General features: G+C 52.8%; 17 protein-coding genes. 4 read left to right on the top strand and 13 right to left on the bottom strand.

From position 1 onward, the window contains the following. Nucleotides 1–40: 40 nt before the first annotated feature. The 13 genes from lpxA to rpsB form a co-directional block, all read right to left on the bottom strand. Complete coding sequence (gene lpxA / locus IR195_RS02845; RefSeq protein WP_172419864.1) at nucleotides 41–808, bottom strand: acyl-ACP--UDP-N-acetylglucosamine O-acyltransferase; 768 nt, start codon at nucleotides 806–808, stop codon at nucleotides 41–43. Further along, nucleotides 805–1,248 carry a 3-hydroxyacyl-ACP dehydratase FabZ gene (gene fabZ / locus IR195_RS02840; RefSeq protein WP_038481200.1) on the bottom strand — a complete coding sequence of 148 codons (444 nt, stop codon included), beginning with the start codon at nucleotides 1,246–1,248 and terminating at the stop codon, nucleotides 805–807. The genes lpxA and fabZ overlap by 4 nt, the downstream gene beginning before the upstream one ends. Before the next feature lie 137 nt (nucleotides 1,249–1,385). Further along, nucleotides 1,386–2,423 (bottom strand): UDP-3-O-(3-hydroxymyristoyl)glucosamine N-acyltransferase, encoded by a 1,038-nt coding sequence (gene lpxD / locus IR195_RS02835; RefSeq protein ID WP_125745462.1) that lies wholly within the window; start codon nucleotides 2,421–2,423, stop codon nucleotides 1,386–1,388. A gap of 51 nt (nucleotides 2,424–2,474) precedes the next feature. After that, the gene (locus tag IR195_RS02830) at nucleotides 2,475–2,981 is read right to left on the bottom strand and encodes an OmpH/Skp family outer membrane protein (protein WP_125745460.1); all 507 of its coding nucleotides are present in this window, start codon (nucleotides 2,979–2,981) and stop codon (nucleotides 2,475–2,477) included. A 46-nt stretch (nucleotides 2,982–3,027) separates the two neighbouring features. Beyond that, complete coding sequence (gene bamA, locus IR195_RS02825; protein WP_372373682.1) at nucleotides 3,028–5,379, bottom strand: outer membrane protein assembly factor BamA; 2,352 nt, start codon at nucleotides 5,377–5,379, stop codon at nucleotides 3,028–3,030. Nucleotides 5,380–5,479: 100 nt separating this feature from the next. Beyond that, on the bottom strand, nucleotides 5,480–6,838 hold the full coding sequence (rseP, locus tag IR195_RS02820) for an RIP metalloprotease RseP (RefSeq protein WP_206048692.1): 1,359 nt from the start codon (nucleotides 6,836–6,838) through the stop codon (nucleotides 5,480–5,482). Between the two features lie 52 nt (nucleotides 6,839–6,890). Continuing rightward, nucleotides 6,891–8,093 (bottom strand): 1-deoxy-D-xylulose-5-phosphate reductoisomerase, encoded by a 1,203-nt coding sequence (gene ispC / locus IR195_RS02815; RefSeq protein WP_206048691.1) that lies wholly within the window; start codon nucleotides 8,091–8,093, stop codon nucleotides 6,891–6,893. After that, nucleotides 8,090–8,911 (bottom strand): phosphatidate cytidylyltransferase, encoded by an 822-nt coding sequence (locus tag IR195_RS02810; RefSeq protein ID WP_125745454.1) that lies wholly within the window; start codon nucleotides 8,909–8,911, stop codon nucleotides 8,090–8,092. The genes ispC and IR195_RS02810 overlap by 4 nt, the downstream gene beginning before the upstream one ends. Beyond that, nucleotides 8,904–9,689, bottom strand: coding sequence for a polyprenyl diphosphate synthase (gene uppS, locus IR195_RS02805; protein WP_206048690.1), 786 nt, complete (start codon nucleotides 9,687–9,689; stop codon nucleotides 8,904–8,906). The genes IR195_RS02810 and uppS overlap by 8 nt, the downstream gene beginning before the upstream one ends. Before the next feature lie 106 nt (nucleotides 9,690–9,795). Then, nucleotides 9,796–10,353 carry a ribosome recycling factor gene (gene frr / locus IR195_RS02800; RefSeq protein ID WP_125745450.1) on the bottom strand — a complete coding sequence of 186 codons (558 nt, stop codon included), beginning with the start codon at nucleotides 10,351–10,353 and terminating at the stop codon, nucleotides 9,796–9,798. Between the two features lie 4 nt (nucleotides 10,354–10,357). Next, a complete protein-coding gene (gene pyrH, locus IR195_RS02795) occupies nucleotides 10,358–11,131 on the bottom strand; it encodes a UMP kinase (RefSeq protein ID WP_125745448.1) in 774 nt (257 codons plus the stop codon). A 122-nt stretch (nucleotides 11,132–11,253) separates the two neighbouring features. Continuing rightward, entirely contained in the window at nucleotides 11,254–12,123 is an 870-nt protein-coding gene (gene tsf, locus IR195_RS02790) for a translation elongation factor Ts (RefSeq protein WP_038481144.1), read from the bottom strand. A 218-nt stretch (nucleotides 12,124–12,341) separates the two neighbouring features. Next, complete coding sequence (gene rpsB, locus IR195_RS02785; RefSeq protein ID WP_030070405.1) at nucleotides 12,342–13,091, bottom strand: 30S ribosomal protein S2; 750 nt, start codon at nucleotides 13,089–13,091, stop codon at nucleotides 12,342–12,344. 334 nt (nucleotides 13,092–13,425) lie between these two features. Between rpsB and map the strand changes: the two genes are divergently transcribed. The 4 genes from map to IR195_RS02765 all read left to right on the top strand — a co-directional run bounded on the left by map (nucleotide 13,426) and on the right by IR195_RS02765 (nucleotide 18,592). Beyond that, entirely contained in the window at nucleotides 13,426–14,217 is a 792-nt protein-coding gene (map, locus tag IR195_RS02780; protein WP_206048689.1) for a type I methionyl aminopeptidase, read from the top strand. Next, nucleotides 14,217–16,892 (top strand): [protein-PII] uridylyltransferase, encoded by a 2,676-nt coding sequence (locus tag IR195_RS02775; protein WP_125745442.1) that lies wholly within the window; start codon nucleotides 14,217–14,219, stop codon nucleotides 16,890–16,892. Before map ends, IR195_RS02775 begins: the two co-directional genes overlap by 1 nt. Nucleotides 16,893–17,019: 127 nt before the next feature. Continuing rightward, on the top strand, nucleotides 17,020–18,216 hold the full coding sequence (gene dapC, locus IR195_RS02770; protein ID WP_125745440.1) for a succinyldiaminopimelate transaminase: 1,197 nt from the start codon (nucleotides 17,020–17,022) through the stop codon (nucleotides 18,214–18,216). 28 nt (nucleotides 18,217–18,244) lie between these two features. Next, nucleotides 18,245–18,592, top strand: coding sequence for a Spx/MgsR family RNA polymerase-binding regulatory protein (locus IR195_RS02765; protein ID WP_125745438.1), 348 nt, complete (start codon nucleotides 18,245–18,247; stop codon nucleotides 18,590–18,592). The last annotated feature ends 46 nt before the right edge of the window (nucleotides 18,593–18,638 follow it).

The following is an 18,638-nucleotide window of genomic DNA, read 5'->3' as shown; positions in this document are numbered from 1 at the left end:
ATTTGAATCCATCGTTGATGTCAGCTAGACATCAATGTCATTAGCGGACGATACCGCGCGTTGACCGCTCAATAGAGTCGGCAAACGTGGTGACTTCGGGCAGGTCGAATCGGCTGCGCATTTCGCTAACCGCCTGCTCGACAGTTAAGCCCTGGCGGTATACCAGTTTGTAGGCACTGCTTAATGCATTGATCGCATCTCGACTAAAGCCGCGGCGCTTCAAGCCAACAAGATTAAGGCCTCGCGCTTCAGCAGGGTTGCCATTGATCATCACATAGGCGGGCGTGTCTTTGGTAATAATCGACCCGCCTCCGGCCATCGCATGTTCACCAAAGTGACAAAACTGGTGAACAGCCGCAAGGCCACCCAGAATAGCGTGATCACCGAGAACAACATGACCTGCCAACGTGACTTGGTTAGCTAGGATGCAGTCGTTGCCAATCACACAGTCATGACCGACATGAACATACGCCATAAATAGGTTACGCGAGCCGATAGTGGTTTCGCCGCGATCCTGCACGGTACCACGGTGGAGAGTAACGCCTTCACGAATAACGTTATCATCTCCCATCACCAATCGCGTTGGCTCGCCGGCGTATTTTTTGTCTTGGCAGTCTTCTCCTACCGAAGCAAACTGAAAAATTCGCGTACGTTCACCTAGAACGGTAGGCCCTTTAATCACCACGTGGGGGCCTATCACAGAGCCAGCGCCAATCGTGACATCTGGCCCAATAACACTAAACGGGCCAACCTCAACGTCGTCAGCAAGCTGCGCTTTGGGATCAACCAGTGCAGTAGGATGTATCAAGCGACCTTCCTCTCAGCACAAATAATTTCCGCCTCGCAGGCTAATTCACCATTAACCGAGGCGCGACAGGCAAACTTCCAAATACCACGCTTCCCACGGATGACATTGGCTTCCAAGACTAGCTGGTCACCCGGCATTACAGGGCGTTTGAAGCGCACATTATCGCTTCCTACTAAATAGTACACATAGCCGTCAGCAGGCAGTTTATTGACCGTTTTAAACCCTAAAATACCGCATACCTGAGCCAGCGCTTCTAAGACTAAAACGCCGGGCATAATGGGATGATGCGGGAAGTGGCCATTAAAAAACGGCTCATTAATACTGACATTTTTGTACGCAACGATGGATTCACCTACGGTTAATTGCGTTACTCGATCCACCAGCAAAAACGGGTAGCGATGAGGCAAGTATTCGCGAATTTCGTTAATATCCATAACCATCGTAACGACCTCTAAAATGACAAAAGGCCTGAATTAAATCAGGCACGCGCCAACAAATTTGCTGGCTAAAAAGCAGTGAATTATAACCTGCCGCTATGCAGCCTCAAACTAGCTGTATCTATATTGCTGGCAAAATTCTACTTGCTGCGATGGCTTTTCTCTAATCGAGATAAACGCTTAGCTATTTCATCTAGCTGTTTAAATCGCACCGCATTCTTGCGCCATTGGGTATTATTCATGGCGCCAGTACCCGATGAGTAGACACCTGGCTCATGAATCGAATTGGTCACTAGACTCATACCCGTCACCTGCACACCGTCACAAATAGCAAGGTGTCCGGACAGCCCAACGCCCCCGCCGAGCATGCAGTGCTTACCCACTGTCGTGGAGCCAGCAATGCCAACACATCCCGCTAAGGCGCTGTGATCACCGATGGTCACGTTATGTGCAATCTGCACCTGGCTGTCGATTTTTACATCGTTGCCAATAACGGTGTCTCCTAACGCGCCACGGTCAATGCTTGAACAACTACCGACCTCAACATCATCGCCTAGCACAACCCCGCCTAACTGAGCGATTTTGTGCCATCCGGCTCCATCATGGGCAAAGCCGAAACCATCACCACCGATGACACAGCCGCTCTGCAAAATCACTCGTTTGCCCACAACGACACCGTGGCAAACAGTAACATTGGCGTGTAACCGCGTATCATCGCCAATCACACTATCGGCACCAATCACACTGCCAGCACCGACAACCACCCGCTCACCTAACACAACGCCTGCTTCAATTACTGCATGCGCTTGAACACAAACACCGTTGCCCAGCATAGCGCTATCCGCCACAACCGCGGTGGGATGAATACCTGCAACATCCCGAGCTGGTAGCGGATCAAATAGCTGGGAAAGTTTTGCGTAACCTAAGTAAGGATTCGCCATCTCTAAGCGCGGGACAGGACAGTTTTTGCCGTGCTCAGGATGAAGCAGCACCGCCGCTGCTTTTGTGGTTGCGAGATCTTTTAAATACGCACGATTAGCGAGAAATGCGACTTGATCAGACGCTGCCTCTTTAAGCGTTGCAAGACCCCGAATCGGCTGTTCGGCGTCGCCTTCAAAATCGACGTCCAAGTGACGTGCAATATCCGCAAGAGTAAGGTGATGAGGAGCGTGCGTCATGGGAGCCCAGAGAAACATGGGTGCGGACTAGCCGCACCAACAGTTCTAAAATTAGTTTAGCGAATCGAAAATCTGTGTGACTTCATTAGTCACATTAGGCAGGTCAGTTGATGAGTGCAACACCCCTTGAGGCTCTACCAGAACATCAATGTTGTGGCGCTCGAGTACCTGCTCTACCGCTTGTTCCAGCTTGGGCTCAGCGCCTTCGAGGAACCGCTGCTCAGATGCTTGCTGCGCTTGAAGCACTTCACGGCGCAGCTGCTCAAAGCGGCTACCCTTTTGCTGAAGCTCTGCAATGAGTGGATCGCGCTGCGACTGAGACATCGTCTCACCCTCACGCTGCAAACGCTCTTGCAGGCGCTGAAGCTCTTCTCCCAACGCTTGAGCCTCGCGCTGCTGGTTACCAATTTGGCCTTCCAGTTGGCTCAACGATGACTGAGCCGACTGTGTATTCATTAACGCAGCACGCCAATCAAGCACTGCCACTTCAGCGGCAACGGCATAAGCGGGAAGCGTCATGGCGCCGAATAGGCACACAGCTGCTGTCAGTTTACGCATCGTGTTAACTCCTTTTTATTCGGTAGGTACAACGTATCCCACCATGTTAGAACGTTTGGCCCAGCGAGAACTGGAAGAACTGAGTATCGTCACCGCTTTTATCGCTTAACGGCTCTGCCAAGCTGAAGGTCAAGGGGCCTACCGGCGTTAGCCACGAAAGGCCGATACCAACGCTGTAACGCAACTCACCCAAGTCGACTCCAGAGCTGCATTGCTGGCGCCCAACATCTGCTTCCAGCACATCATAGCAAGAACTCAGGAAGGTATTACCCGCGTCGAGGAAGAGCGACGGCTGAATCGCACGCTGATCTTCCACAAAGGGCATTGGGAAAAGCACTTCTGCTGACCCTTCTACCAGGATGTTGCCGCCCAATGTGCGGTCACGACCACCATCTCGAGTCGCAGTGGTACGTTGCCCCAGGGTGTTCGAAGTAAAACCACGCACTGAACCTAAGCCGCCAGCATAAAAGTTCTCATAGAACGGATAAGGATCATTGCTACCCAGCGTGTCGGCATAGCCGAGATTGCCGGTAAACTTCAACGCCCAGGTCTGGTCATCGTTGATCGGGAATAGCTGCTGGGCACGAGCACGCAGCTTGTAGTATTCCGCATCACTACCAGGAGCGCTTGTTTCTAGCGATATACGCTGGTAGTTACCCGCAGTTGGCATAATGCCACGGTTCAAGTTATTACGTGTCCAGCTCGCAGTCAGCTTCAGGCTTTGTGCATTATCGCCTTGATCTTCAACGTAACGAAGGATCTCCGAAGCTGTATCGGAGTAGGTTTTAACCGTAAGTTCCTCGAGACTGGCGCCAAAGTTCAGACGGGAAAGCTCGCTGATGGGGTAACCGAAGTTAATACCGGCACCGTAAGCATCGGTGGAGAACGTCGAAATATCAGAGTCGCCGTAATCAGTTTCCCGATAAAAGAGGTTATAACCGCGCGAAATACCGTCCATTGTCCAGTAGGGATCAGTAAATGCAAAGTTAACACTGGTAAACGTATCACTACGTTGCGCGCCTATGTTGACGCGGTTACCGGTACCTAGAAAGTTATTTTGCGCCAAACCAACGCCATAGATCACCCCTGCGCTTTGCGAGAAGCCGACACTGGCAGATACTGAGCCAGAAGGCTGCTCTTCGACGTTATAAGTTACGTCTAGCAAGTCGGGCTGCCCCGGAACCGGTTGCGTATCAACCTCTACTTGGCTAAAGAAGCCAAGACGCTCCAAGCGTTGACGCGACTGAGTAATCGACTCGGTTGAAGCAGGCGCACCTTCTAACTGAATCATTTCTCGACGCAATACTTCGTCTTGCGTTGTGGTATTGCCGTAAAACTCAATACGACGCACGTAAGTTCGCTGACCTGGGTTGACTGCAATCACTAAATCAACCGTTTCACCATCACCGGCCATTTCAGGGATGCCTTGAACTTCAGCAAACGCAAAGCCTTCCGCCCCAAGACGCTGACGGAGCGCCTCAGTAGACGCGTTAAGATCTCCACGCGAGAACGTATCACCACGGTTAATGGTCAGTAATTCGTTCGCTTCGTTTTCACTGATCTGCAGATCACCTGCAAAACGAATATCGCCTACTTGGAACTGGTTGCCCTCATCAATATTTAACGTGATGAAGATCTCTGACTTATCAGGACCAATGGACACCTGTGTTGAAGTGACATCAAAATTGACGTAACCCCGATCCAAGTAAAAGGAGCGTAGCCGCTCAATATCTCCTGCCAACGCTTCGCGGGAATACTCATCTTTAGAGAACCAACCAAAAACACGCCCTGGCCGATCATTTAGCTCAAATACGCTGCGTAGTGTGTCATCGTCGAACGCTTCATTGCCCACAATGTTGATCTGGCGGATTTTAGCGACTTCGCCTTCATTAACATTGATATTAACCTGAACACGGCCTTCATCAATTTCGTCAACTTCAACGTCAATACCAGCGCTATAGCGCCCCTGAGCCTGATAAACCCCTTCAAGCTCACGCTGAATCTCTTCCAACGTGGACAGTTGGAGCACTTGCCCCTCAGAAAGGCCTGATTCGCGCAGACCGTTGCGCAGATCCTCATCAGAAATCTGCTGATTCCCTTCGATGTTCAAGCGCGCGATCGTCGGCCGCTCAACCACTTGGATAATCAACACATCTCCTTCGCGCGCGAGGGAAACATCTTCAAACAAGCCTGTGGCAAACAAATCTCGCGCAGCGGCGGCAAGCTGCTGTTCGCTAACACGATCATTGGCATTGACGGGAAACGCATTAAAGACCGAGGCGGCAGATACCCGCTGCAGTCCTTCCACACGAATGTCGGAAACATCAAAGGATTGTGCTTGGGCAGTGCTGGTACCTACCAGCAACAATGCCGCCATTCCAAGGGTCTTGATTTTCATGCAGTCAGTTCGCTCGCGTTGGTCTGCCCATCATTCCAGATAGGCACCATATACATTTGTGCAGGCAGATGACAAGGCATCCAGCGCCCTACACGCGTCATTACCACAGGCGCATCAGATCAAAATAGAGAGCCATCAACATTAGGGTGCCTACCATGGCAAGCCCAATACGCAACCCTACTGCTTGCGTTTGCTCAGAGACCGGCCGCCCACGCACGACCTCTATAAAATAATAAAGTAAATGCCCACCATCGAGCACGGGTATTGGCAATAGATTAAGCACGCCAAGGCTGATGGAAAGATACGCTAGAAAGCCTACGAATGCTTCCATCCCTGCGCGAGCCGAGTCGCCTGATATCTGTGCGATCGTAATCGGCCCCGAAAGATTAGACGGTGAAATCAGCCCCACCAACATCTTGCGGATAGCATCTACCGTCAGTAGCGTCATCTCACCTGTACGTGATAATGCTTGACCGACAGCCTCTATCGGTCCATAACGAATTTCACGTTGAAACTCTTCAGGCCATGAGACTTGCTGTGCCCCAGCACCAATGTACCCAACCTCATCGCCACTCTCCAGCGTATTACGGCCCGGCGTTAAAGAGAGGCTGCCTCTATCATCACCGCGCTGATAAACCACCGCTAGAGTTTGCCCCGCGTGCTCCCGGATAACCGAGACAAACTGCATCCAGTCGTCAATTGGCTCGCCATCCAGTGACACAATACGATCGCCCGCTCGTAGGCCGGATTGTGCAGCCGCCTGACCATCAATCACTTGACCCAGCACTGCGGGTACATTCGGACGCCAAGGGGTAATGCCCAAGCTCTGCATTGGCTGGGGTGGGTCTTGGCGAACCATGTAGTCGGCCACGGGAAGCCGATAAACCCGAGCGGCATTGGAGCCTTCCGGCAGCGCCTCAAGCATCAAGTCGCCATTAAAGCCGATCATGGAGACTAACTTTAAATTAATCTCTTCCCAGGAGCGCATAGTATCGCCCTGGATTGAGGTAATCTCGGCTCCGTGAGAAAGCCCAGCCTCTGCTGCCGGAGAGCTAGCGGCAACATCGCCGACGATTGGCGCAACGGTTGTGGTGCCAGCAACAAACAGTGCCCAGTAGGCCACTATCGCGAGTAAAAAATTTGCAATCGGACCAGCAGCAACAATAGCGATCCGCTGCCACACATTCTTACGGTTAAATGCTTGAGCTAATTGATCTTCAGGTACAGGCGCTTCGCGCTCGTCGAGCATCTTTACGTAGCCGCCTAGCGGTATAGCAGCCACCGCAAACTCTGTACCGTGACGATCAACGGTCGACCATAGCGGTTTACCAAAGCCAACTGAAAAACGCAGCACCTTGACACCACAGCGCCGCGCCACCCAAAAATGGCCAAACTCGTGAAAGGTTACCAATAACCCCAATACCACGATCACCGCTAATATGTTCTGTATCAGGCCCACTCTTCGCTCCTTTACACGACTCGCCGATCAACGATGGCTGATACTAAGCGAACTACTGACATACTATTAGCGCTGCCTGTTCCCGTGCCCACTGATCTGCAAATAATATCTGCTCAAGCGTATCGGCACGCCCTTCAAACGGTAGAGCCATCACGTTTGCCACTACCTCAGCAATCGCGCTGAAGCCAAGCCGCCCTTCCAGAAAAGCCTCCACGGCGACCTCATTCGCCGCGTTTAAAATCGCCGGTGCAGCGCCGCCCTTGCACATGGCCTCGCGGGAGAGTGCCAAGCAGGGAAAGAGCGTCTCGTTAGGGGCCTCGAAATCCAGGCGCGCTACCTGAAAAAGATCCAGTGCCTCAACACCTGCATCAATTCGTTCCGGCCATGCCAAACCATAAGCAATCGGCGTACGCATATCAGGATTACCCAACTGCGCGATTACCGAACCATCATCATAGGCAACCATAGAATGAATAACGCTTTGCGGATGAACCACAACCTGTATCTGATCAGGCGTTGCATCAAATAGCCAGCACGCTTCGATAAGCTCTAAGCCTTTATTCATCAACGTCGCACTGTCGACGGAGATTTTTCGCCCCATTGACCAATTAGGATGATGGCAAGCCTGCTCCGGAGTTACCTTGGCAATATCTTCTGCTTGCCAACCGCGAAAAGGGCCGCCAGAGGCGGTGAGCAGCAGCTGGCGAACACCGTGCTGACGCAACCCACCTCTATGCTCGGTAGGTAGACATTGGTAAATAGCATTATGTTCGGAATCAATCGGCAATAACGTTGCACCTGAGCGAGCAATAGCGTCCATAAACAGCGCGCCACTCATCACTAGGGCTTCTTTATTGGCTAACAACACGCGTTTACCTGACTCGGCAGCTGCTAGCGCAGGTAGCAGACCTGCTGCGCCCACAATAGCGGCCATCACGGTATCTACCTGCCTTTCTCGCGCCACCTGGCAAAGCGCCATAGTTCCCGAAAGCACCTTGGTGGAGAGCCCTGACGTTAAAAGTGCTTGCTGCAGCCAGGCTGCATCCTCAGGATCATCTAGCACAGCCACAACGGGGTGATGAACACGACACTGCGCTAAGAGCGCTTCTTTTGAGGTATGAGCCGTTAAGGCATAAACGCGATAGCGGTCTGGATATTGAGCAATGACATCAAGGGTGCTTTTACCAATTGAGCCTGTTGAACCAAGCACTGTAATACTCTGGACAGCAATACGCTGGACAGCGGGTGAACTCATAGGGCGCTCACCTGAAGATGGATAACTTGCAGATAGAACAGCGCAAAAATAGGCACTGCTGCCGTCAGGCTATCGATACGATCCAGTACGCCCCCATGGCCTGGCAAGAGCTGACTTGAATCTTTAATGTCCCGATAGCGCTTAAGCATACTTTCGAGCAGATCGCCAAGCACAGACACCAACGTCACTAAACCGGTAATCACTACGAGTGCGACACCGCCCATAAGGTTAAAAGGCTGCCAAGCAGCGAATACAATCGCTAACAACAGTGTGGCTGCAAGGCCGCCATAAACACCTTCCCAGGACTTACCTGGACTTACTTTTGGCGCAAGCTTGTTTTTCCCCCAACGCCTACCAGCAAAGTAAGCACCAATATCTGCGGTCCAGACCAGCAATAGCACAAACAGCAGCCAGACAGCACCACTATCGCGGAGCACGTTGAATCCTACCCAGCACGGTAGTAGCACCCACACTCCCATGAGCAACCGCCGAGAAGTGGCTTGCCATTGGCTGGCTGTATTAGGGTAGTGGGTCACCCAATAAAGATTAACCACCCACCCTATAGCTGCCAGCCAAAGCGGCCAAGCGGCTAGTGCAGCCCCTCCTAGCCACATCGCCAGCATTAACACTGCCATAACCGCGACCAGGGCAATTCGCGCGCTCTGGCGGGCCACACCGGCCAAGTTGGTCCACTCCCAAGCACCTAGCAGCACAATTAGCGCCGTAAACAGTGCAAAGGCACCACCTTGTAATCCGAACAAGCCAATCAGCGTCAGAGGCGCTAACCAAGCTGCTGTAATCATCCGCTGTTTAAGCACCTTGCGCCTCTACTTGTGCGTCGGTCATACCAAAACGACGGCGACGTAGACAAAAATCGTCCAGCGCCTCATCCAGTGCCGCCCCATTAAAATCTGGCCAGAGCAGTGGCGAAAAATGCAGCTCTGCGTAAGCCAACTGCCATAACATAAAGTTGGACAGCCGCTGCTCTCCGCTGGTGCGAATGCATAAATCTACCGGCGGTACATTGTGCGTATTCATCGCCTCATCAAGGCGCGCCTCATTGATATCAGACGCCGCTAGCTCACCTGCAGCGACCTGCTCCGCCAACTGTCTAGCCGCTCGAGCAAGGTCCCATTGGCCACCATAGTTGGCCGCAATCACCAGGTGCATGCCCGTGTTCTCTGCGGTTAACGACTCGGCACGCTGAATATGCTTCTGGATTGCATGGGAAAAGCCACGCTGCTCGCCAATAATTGACAGGCGAATATTACGCTCATTGAGCTTTTTGACTTCGCGCTTAAGCGCCATCAAAAAAAGCTCCATTAACGCATTCACCTCTGCCGCGGGACGCTTCCAATTTTCACTAGAAAAAGCAAAAAGACTCAGTGTCTGAACGCCGCGCTGCGCAGCGCGTTCAATAACCGCCCGAACGGCTTCGACTCCGGCTCGGTGACCGCGCACTCCGGAAAGCCCACGTGCCCGCGCCCAGCGGTTATTACCATCCATAATAATAGCAACATGGGATGGCGATGCCTCCTCGGGTCGAGAAGGCGGCGTACCATCCTGCTGCGCTTGGGGAAGCTGCGGAGACGTCATGGGTTCTCGCACCAAAGATCAGTCATAGTAAAGCCAAGCGATGTCCCACGGGCAGCCAAGCTCCCCGTGGTTGATTGAAAGCAGGTAGCTATTTTTAGGCTAATAACTATACCTGCATGAGGTCTTGTTCTTTTGCGGCAAGCGCTTTATCAACCTCAGCAATATACTTATCCGTCAGCTTCTGGATTTCGTCTTCACCCTGGCGCTGATCGTCTTCGGTAATTTCTTTATCTTTCAACAAAGACTTAAAATCACCGTTGGCATCACGACGTACGTTACGTACCGCCACGCGCGCCTGCTCAGCTTCGCTACGCGCCTGTTTGATATAGCCCTTGCGCGTTTCTTCGGTCAACATCGGCATCGGTACACGAATGATATTACCGGCGCTGGACGGATTAAGCCCCAGGTCAGAGGTCATAATTGCCTTTTCAACCTTGGGCACCATGCCCTGCTCCCAAGGTGCCACTGTCAATGTACGCGCATCTTCTACGTTAACAGAAGCCACTTGATTTAGCGGTACCTGACCACCGTAATAATCAACGGTAACAGCGTCGAGAATACTGGGATGAGCACGCCCCGTACGGATCTTGTTGAAGTTGCTGTGCAGCGCTTCAACGCTTTTCTTCATGCGAGATTCTGCATCTTTCTTGATGTCATTGATCACGATATTACCCTCTGTCTATCAGCGTGCCTTCCTTGCCCCCTACTACCAAGTTCAGCAGGGCACCAGGCTTATTCATATCAAATACCCGCACCGGCATATTATGGTCACGTACCAGGCAGATTGCGGTCAAATCCATAACGCCCAATTTTTGGTCTAGGGCATCGTCATAGGAGAGCTGGTCGTACTTCACGGCATCGGGATGTTTAACCGGATCTTTATTGTACACGCCATCCACTTTGGTGGCCTTGATCACCACGTCAACATCTACTTCAATACCACGTAAGCAGGCTGCAGAGTCAGTCGTAAAGAACGGATTACCTGTTCCAGCTGAAAATAGCACCACGTCTCCCGACGTTAAGTAGCGGATGGCGGTGCGGCGATCGTAATGCTCCACCACACCACTCATGGGAATCGCTGACATTACTCGCGAGCGAATATTGGAGCGCTCAAGCGCATCTCGCATAGCGAGCGCATTCATTACGGTTGCCAGCATTCCCATGTGGTCACCCGTCACCCGATCCATGCCGGCTTCATTAAGCGCCGCGCCACGAAAGAGGTTTCCACCACCAATCACGATACCCACCTGAACGCCAATACCAACCAATTGGCCGATCTCTAGCGCCATACGATCCAGCACTTTCGGATCAATACCAAAATCGTGCTCCCCCATTAGCGCTTCGCCAGACAACTTCAGCAAAATACGTTTGTATTTTGATTTCGACTTTTCAGCCTTGCTGGCAGCAGCTGCGGGGGCGGACTCTTGAACTTCACGTGACATGGCATCTCTCCTGAGGCAGACCTGAACACAGGCGGGCGAGACGACCCCAGTTTTTCACAGGGGCCGGATACACAAAAGCGTGCGCTCGCGCGCACGCCATCTTCTTTCTGAAACTTCTGACCTTAGCGACGGCCAGCCTGTTCCATAACTTCTTTAGCAAAGTCGACTTCTTCTTTCTCGATGCCTTCGCCAACTTCAAAGCGAGTGAAGCTAACCACTTCGCCACCCGCCGCTTTCACGAACTCGGCAACGGATTGGTTCGGATCTTTAACGAACGGCTGTTCGGTCAAGCTGTTCTCGGCCAAGTACTTTTTCAGACGACCTTGAACCATTTTCTCAGCGATCTGCTCCGGCTTACCGGCCATGTCCGGCTGGGCCAAAATAATCGCTTTTTCTTTATCCAGCTCTTCCTGCGGCATATCTTCTGGGTGCGCAACTGACGGATTGATCGCCGCAACGTGCATAGCAACGTCTTTAGCAGCTTCCGTGTTACCACCTTTCAGAACGGTCAAGACGCCGATACGGCCACCGTGAACGTATTCACCGACAAGACCGCCTTCAACAGCGTTCACAACAACGGCACGACGTACACCGATATTCTCGCCGATTTTCTGCACCAGCTGCTCACGAGTAGACTCGAGGTCGCCAGCCATTACCGCTGCAACGTCTTCATTTTTCGCCGCAAAGAACGCATCAGCGATCTTGTTGGTGAAAGCGATGAAGTTGTCGTCGCGGGCAACGAAGTCGGTTTCAGAGTTAATCTCGACCATCACACCGTAGCTACCGTCTTCTGCTACGCGAGTAACAACGGCACCTTCTGCAGCGGTACGACCCGCTTTTTTCGCGGCTTTAAGGCCAGAGCTTTTACGCAGGTTCTCGATTGCAACTTCGATATCACCGTCGGCTTCAGTAAGTGCTTTTTTACACTCCATCATGCCCAAACCGGTACGTTCGCGCAGTTCCTTAACCTGAGAGGCGCTGATAGCTGCCATGAGTTTTCACCTCGGAAATGGTTCTAGCTGAAAGATAAACGCGCTACAGAGTATAGGCTCGGTAGATGACCGTTGCGTATCACTATGCAGAGCATTCGCCGGCCTTAAGTGTCCGGCATAATCGGCCCGCTAGAGCGAACTCAAAGCGGGAAAAAGGGGGCATAAGGCCCCCTCTTAAACATGATGCGGCTTATCTAGCCGCCGCACCACTGCAACCGTTACTCGGCAGCAGCGTCAGTGTCGGCAGAAGCGGCTTCTTCAGTCACTTCGACAAACTCATCCGGACGACCTTCTTTTGCACGACCACACGCGTCTGCAATAGCTTTCACGTAGATCTGGATAGCGCGAATAGAGTCATCGTTACCCGGAATAACGTAATCAACGCCATCAGGGTTAGAGTTGGTATCAACCACGCCAATAACCGGGATGCCCAGTTTGTTGGCTTCGTTGATCGCGATGCGCTCGTGGTCAACATCGATAACGAACAGCGCGTCCGGCAGGCCGCCCATGTTCTTGATACCACCGATAGAACGCTCAAGCTTCTCTTGCTCGCGAGTTGCCATCAAGACTTCTTTCTTGGTCAGCTTCTCGAACGTGCCGTCTTCGCGCATGGTTTCAAGATCACGCAGACGCTTGATGGACTGGCGAATGGTCTTGAAGTTAGTCAGCATGCCGCCCAACCAGCGATGGTTGACGAAAGGCTGGTTTACGCGGTTTGCTTCTTCTTTGATGATCTTGCTAGCGCTGCGCTTGGTGCCAACAAACAAAATTTTGTTGTTGGATGCCGCCATCTTCTCAACCACGTCGATCGCTTCGTTCAGCGCCGGCAAGGTGTGCTCGAGGTTGATGATATGAATCTTGTTGCGCGCGCCGAAGATGAATTTACCCATCTTCGGATTCCAGTACTTGGTTTGGTGACCGAAGTGAGCACCTGCTTTCAGCAGGTCACGCATATTAACGTGAGACATGATAAAACTCCTGAAACTCGGGTTAGGCCTCCACGCACCCCATGGATCCGACCAGTGGCATCGTCAGACGCTGCCAGCGGCACCCGGGACCATGTGCCGGTGCATGTGTGTTTTCAAGGCTTGCTGTTTAGCAACACAGATTTCTGCATTACGTTTAAATAGCCTTTCTGCAGATGACCAACCGACAAAGAAGCATTGGATGGCGATTGCAGGAAAGCGCGCGGCTTTATACCATAGATCATTACCAAGATGAAGTCACAGCGCATGTAACGGTCGTAATTTACCGCTCACCATTGCCGTTCACCACTTACTTTAGAATCCACATCGAGAATTCATGAACGTTCCTATCAAGACGCCTTCTGAAATCGAGAAAATGCGTGAAGCCGGACGCCAAGCCGCCAGCGTCATTGAAATGATCACCCCCCACATCACAGCGGGGATATCCACGGGTGAAATTGATCGCCTGTGCCACGATTTTATTGTTAATAATTTAGGCTCTTTACCGGCCCCGTTGAACTACCACGGCTTTCCGAAAGCAACCTGTACATCAATTAATCACGTGGTCTGTCATGGCATTCCTGATGATGCCAAAAAGCTGAAGAACGGCGACATCATGAATCTCGACATCACCGTCAGAACGACCGATGGCTACCACGGTGATTCCAGCGTGATGTTTGTCATCGGCGATACGATCCAGGGCGAGCGCTTATGCCGTATCACTCAGGAGTGTCTGTACAAAAGCATTGAGCTAGTTAAGCCTGGCGTACATCTTTCGGAGCTTGCCCGCGTTATTCAACGGCATGCAGAAGCACACGGTTACTCCGTGGTACGCGACTTCTGCGGCCATGGCATTGGCGCTGATTTCCACGAAGACCCTCAGTTTCTCCACTATGATGGCTATGCACCAGACGCTGACATCCCACTGAAAGCTGGCATGTGTTTCACTATCGAACCAATGATTAACGTAGGCGGCTATAAAACCAAGGTGCTACGCGACGGTTGGACAGCGGTCACTAAGGATCGAAGCTTGTCTGCCCAGTGGGAGCATACGCTACTGGTCACAGAAACCGGCGTTGACGTGCTGACTGCACGCAGCGACGAAGACTTCAGTTTTCTAAATCGCTGATGCTTCTTCATCATTACCGGTTCGAGCCGGACACCACGCTGTATGATCTTGCCATGTTTCGCACCGAACTCGCTGGATCACGCTCCCCCATTGCGCCGTTTAAAGCGGCGCTTCGGGAACTACAAGCCAAGTTGGATGAGCAGTTTCGCTGCGGAGCGGACATACGCGACCTAGTCCGCGGGCGAGCGTGGTATCTGGATCAGCTGCTCGCCATCGCCTGGGCGCAGCACGATTGGCCTGACGATGGCGTTGCCCTGGTGGCAGTGGGTGGTTACGGCCGGGGCGAGCTACACCCGCACTCAGACATCGACCTGTTACTGTTACTAGAGCAGGATGATGACACCCCTTATCGCGAGTCGCTAAGCGCTTTCATTACCTTTTTATGGGATATCGGTCTTGAGATCGGCCATAGCGTGCGCTCGCTTAATGACTGTGAGCGGGAAGCTGAAGCTGATGTCACCGTGATGACCAACCTCTTGGAATCACGACTCATTGCTGGCCCCGAGCAGCTTCGTCAAAAGATGCGTGAACGCCTTAGCGCCGAGCATATTTGGCCTGCTGACCGTTTTTTCGAAGCCAAGTGGCAGGAACAAATTGCCCGCCACTATCGCTACAACAACTCGGAATACCACCTAGAGCCAAACCTGAAAAGCTCCCCAGGCGGCCTACGCGATATTCAAATGATTGGCTGGGTAGCTAAACGCCATTTCGACACTGAGCACTATGCCGACATCGTCGCAAATGGCTTTATGAACGATGCCGAACTGCGCATTCTAAGCCAGGGCCAAGCCTTTTTGTGGCAGGTGCGCTATGCCCTGCACATGCTGACAGACCGCGCCGAAGACCGGTTACTATTTGATCACCAACGCACCATTGCCGAAATGTTCGGCTTTCGGGATACCCCTGAACGCTTAGCGGTTGAGCAGTTCATGAAGCGCTACTACCGGCATGTAACCGCCCTAGCCGGGCTTAACGACATGCTGTTACAGCACTTTGATGAGGTTATCCTGCGCGGCAAAGAGGCCTTGGAAACCGTTAAACTGAACGAGCGCTTCGAAACTAAAGGCGGCTACATCCAAGCGCGCTCACGCAACCTGTTTCGGGAGCGCCCCGCTGCCATGCTGGAACTGTTTTTGCTAATGGCAAAGCATCCAGAAATAGAAGGAGTACGCGCCGACACCATTCGCCTGATCCGCGATCATCGCCATCAAATTGATGATCACTACCGCGAGGATCCTTGCCATCAGCGGCTGTTCATGTCCATTTTACGGGCCCCCGGCAATGTCCCTCGCCAATTAAGGCGCATGAACCGCTACGGCATCTTGGGCAAGTATCTTCCAGAGTTTGGTCGCGCGGTCGGGTTGATGCAGCACGACTTGTTCCACATTTACACGGTAGACGCTCACACCCTGCGCTTGCTGAAGTTCTTACACGGCTTTCGCAAACCGGATGCCAAAGACGACTTTCCCGTCGCCGCCACGCTGATTCATCAATTACCTAAGATGGATTTACTATGGATTGCCGGGCTGTTTCATGATGTCGGCAAAGGCCGCGGCGGTGATCATTCTGAGATTGGTGCACGCGATGTTGAGCAATTCTGCCACCGTCACCACGTCTCCCAACACGATACCAATTTACTGCGCTGGCTGGTGGAGCATCACCTGTTGATGTCGATGACCGCCCAGAAGCGCGACATTAGTGATCCCGACGTGATTCGCGACTTCGCTCTAACGGTACGCGACGAGACCCGCTTAGACTATCTCTACGTGCTCACCGTTGCCGACATCAATGCGACCAACCCCACCCTGTGGAACGGTTGGCGTGCATCACTATTGCGCCAGCTACATGCTGAAACCAAGCGAGCACTGAGAAGAGGGCTAAAAAACCCGCCTGACCGAGACGACTGGGTGCGCGAAACCCGTACTGAGGCCCGTTCGTTACTGCAAACAGTCGGCGTAGACAGCGCTCAGATTGACCAACTGTGGGAATCTCTTGGTGAAGACTATTTCCTTCAGTATGCACCCAGTGAAATTGTCTGGCAGACCCAAGGCATCCTTGCCCACCAGCCATCTGTTTTGCCGCTGGTTTTAATTAGCGCACCTACCGCCGATATGGCCGAAGGCGGCACCAAGGTCTTTATCCACACCCGTTCGGTAGACGATCTGTTTGCCGCGACCGCCGCCGCCATGGAGCAGCTAGGTCTATCTATCCATGATGCCCGCATCGCCACCTCGCACAACAACTGGACACTAAATACGTTTATTGTGCTAGATCATTACGGCCAACCTATCCGTGATCCTGAGCATATTGAAGAGATGCGTCGACACCTCGTCGAAGAACTGGACGACCCGGATGACTATCCAGAGATCGTCACGCGCCACACACCGCGTCAGCTTAAGCACTTTAAAGTACCCACCGAGGTAGTGATTGAGCAGGACCCAGCCAACGAACGTACGCTACTTGAGCTAACAGCCCCAGACCGCCCTGGCCTACTGGCTCGTGTCGGGCGTATTTTTATGGAACAGGATATCGCCTTATCGGCTGCGAAAATTGCCACGCTAGGGGAGCGAGTTGAAGACGTTTTCTTTATCACCACGAAAGCCGGTGAGCCGCTTACCGATCCAGAGCGGCAACAGCAGCTTCGCGAGCGGCTTATCGAAGTGTTAGGCGTGTAAGCACTTAAATGAGCGACGCCTTGGTGGTTAAGTTTGAGGTGGCACCAGGGGTTGCCTATAATCGGCGGCTTAGTTGGCCGTTCCCACAGACATCCAGCACCGCCTTTAGGCTATCAACGGACATGCCATGAATCCTGATCTAAATCTTCTGCACCCCTATCCGTTTGAAAAGCTAGCCACCCTAAAGGCAGCGCTTGTGCCGCCGGCGGGGCTTGAGCATATTCCCCTTACCATCGGGGAGCCTCAACACGCTCCTTACGCAGGGGCGTTAGAGGCGCTAGTGGCTCATCAATTAGAGATGGCTCGCTACCCAGCAACCAACGGGCTGCCCGCCCTACGCGACACAATCGCCCGCTGGGCAACCCAACGTTTTTCGCTTGCCGGGTTAGATGCCGAACAGCAAGTACTCCCCGTTAACGGCACCCGCGAAGCAATTTTTGCCTTTGTACAGGCCGCGCTGGATCGCCAGCGCCCCGCCAAGGTGGCGGTCCCCAACCCCTTCTATCAAATTTATGAAGGGGCCACACTATTGGCAGGTGGCGAGCCGCTTTATTTGGATTGCACGGCAGATAACGGTTTTCGCCCCGACTTTTCGGCAGTGAGCCCGGCAACCTGGCGCGATGTGCAAATGGTATTCATCTGCTCACCTGGCAACCCCACAGGGGCCGTCACGCCGCTCTCTGAATTCAAGCAGCTCATCGCCTTAGCCGATGAGCACGACTTTATCATCGCCTCCGATGAGTGTTATTCAGAGCTGTATCTGGATGAAAGCACTCCCCCGCCGGGCCTGTTACAGGCCTGCGCAGAGCTTGGACGCGACGATTATCAACGCTGTGTAGTGTTTCATTCGCTATCTAAGCGCTCTAATTTGCCAGGGCTACGCTCCGGCTTTATCGCGGGTGACGCGAACCTTCTCGCACCGTTTAAGCGCTACCGCACCTATCATGGGTGTGCAATGTCGCTGCCACTTCAGCACGCCTCTATCGCCGCATGGCAGGATGAAGCCCATGTACGCGCCAACCGGGACGCCTACCGCGAAAAATTTAGCGCTGTCACCAGCGTTCTGGCGCCCGTCATGGACTTCCCTACGCCGGAAGCGAGTTTTTACCTGTGGCCTGCAGTGCCCGGTGGCGATGACATCGCCTTTACTCAGCGGCTATTTAGTGAGCAACATGTCAGCGTGTTACCTGGCAGCCTCATGGGCCGCCCAGGAAAAAATGGCTATAACCCCGGCTCGGGTCGACTACGTTTAGCCTTAGTGGCGGAGCTTGCGCCCACCCTTGAAGCAGCTGAGCGACTTCGTCAACTGCTTGAGCGCGGCTAGACACCCCAGACTTATTTAAGGAGGTTATATGCTGACACTCTATATCATCAACACATGCGACACCTGCCGCAAAGCACGCAACGCACTTGAAGAGAAAGGTATTCCCTTCAAGACCCATGACCTGCGCAAGGATGGTCTTTCAGCCAGCTTACTTGAGCACATTCTTAAGCGCGTACCGCTATTAGAAGCGCTGAATAAGCGCAGCAAAACGTGGCGTGACTTGCCCCAGGAAGAAAAAGACAGCCTGGATGCTACGTCTGCCCGTCGGCTATTTCTTGAACAGCCCACGCTACTCAAAAGACCACTGCTAGAAGTTGATGACGATACTATTTTAGTGGGCTACCGCGACGGCGATTACGACTCTCTCAGCGGCTAACACGCCACTGAACCCTAACAACTGATTGTTATTCAAAACTTTAAAG

This window comes from Vreelandella venusta, from assembly GCF_015689495.1.
Classification (GTDB): Bacteria; Pseudomonadota; Gammaproteobacteria; order Pseudomonadales; family Halomonadaceae; genus Vreelandella; species Vreelandella venusta.
The sequence above is the reverse complement of the archived record's forward strand: the minus strand, read 5'-3'. Positions and strand labels throughout refer to the sequence as shown.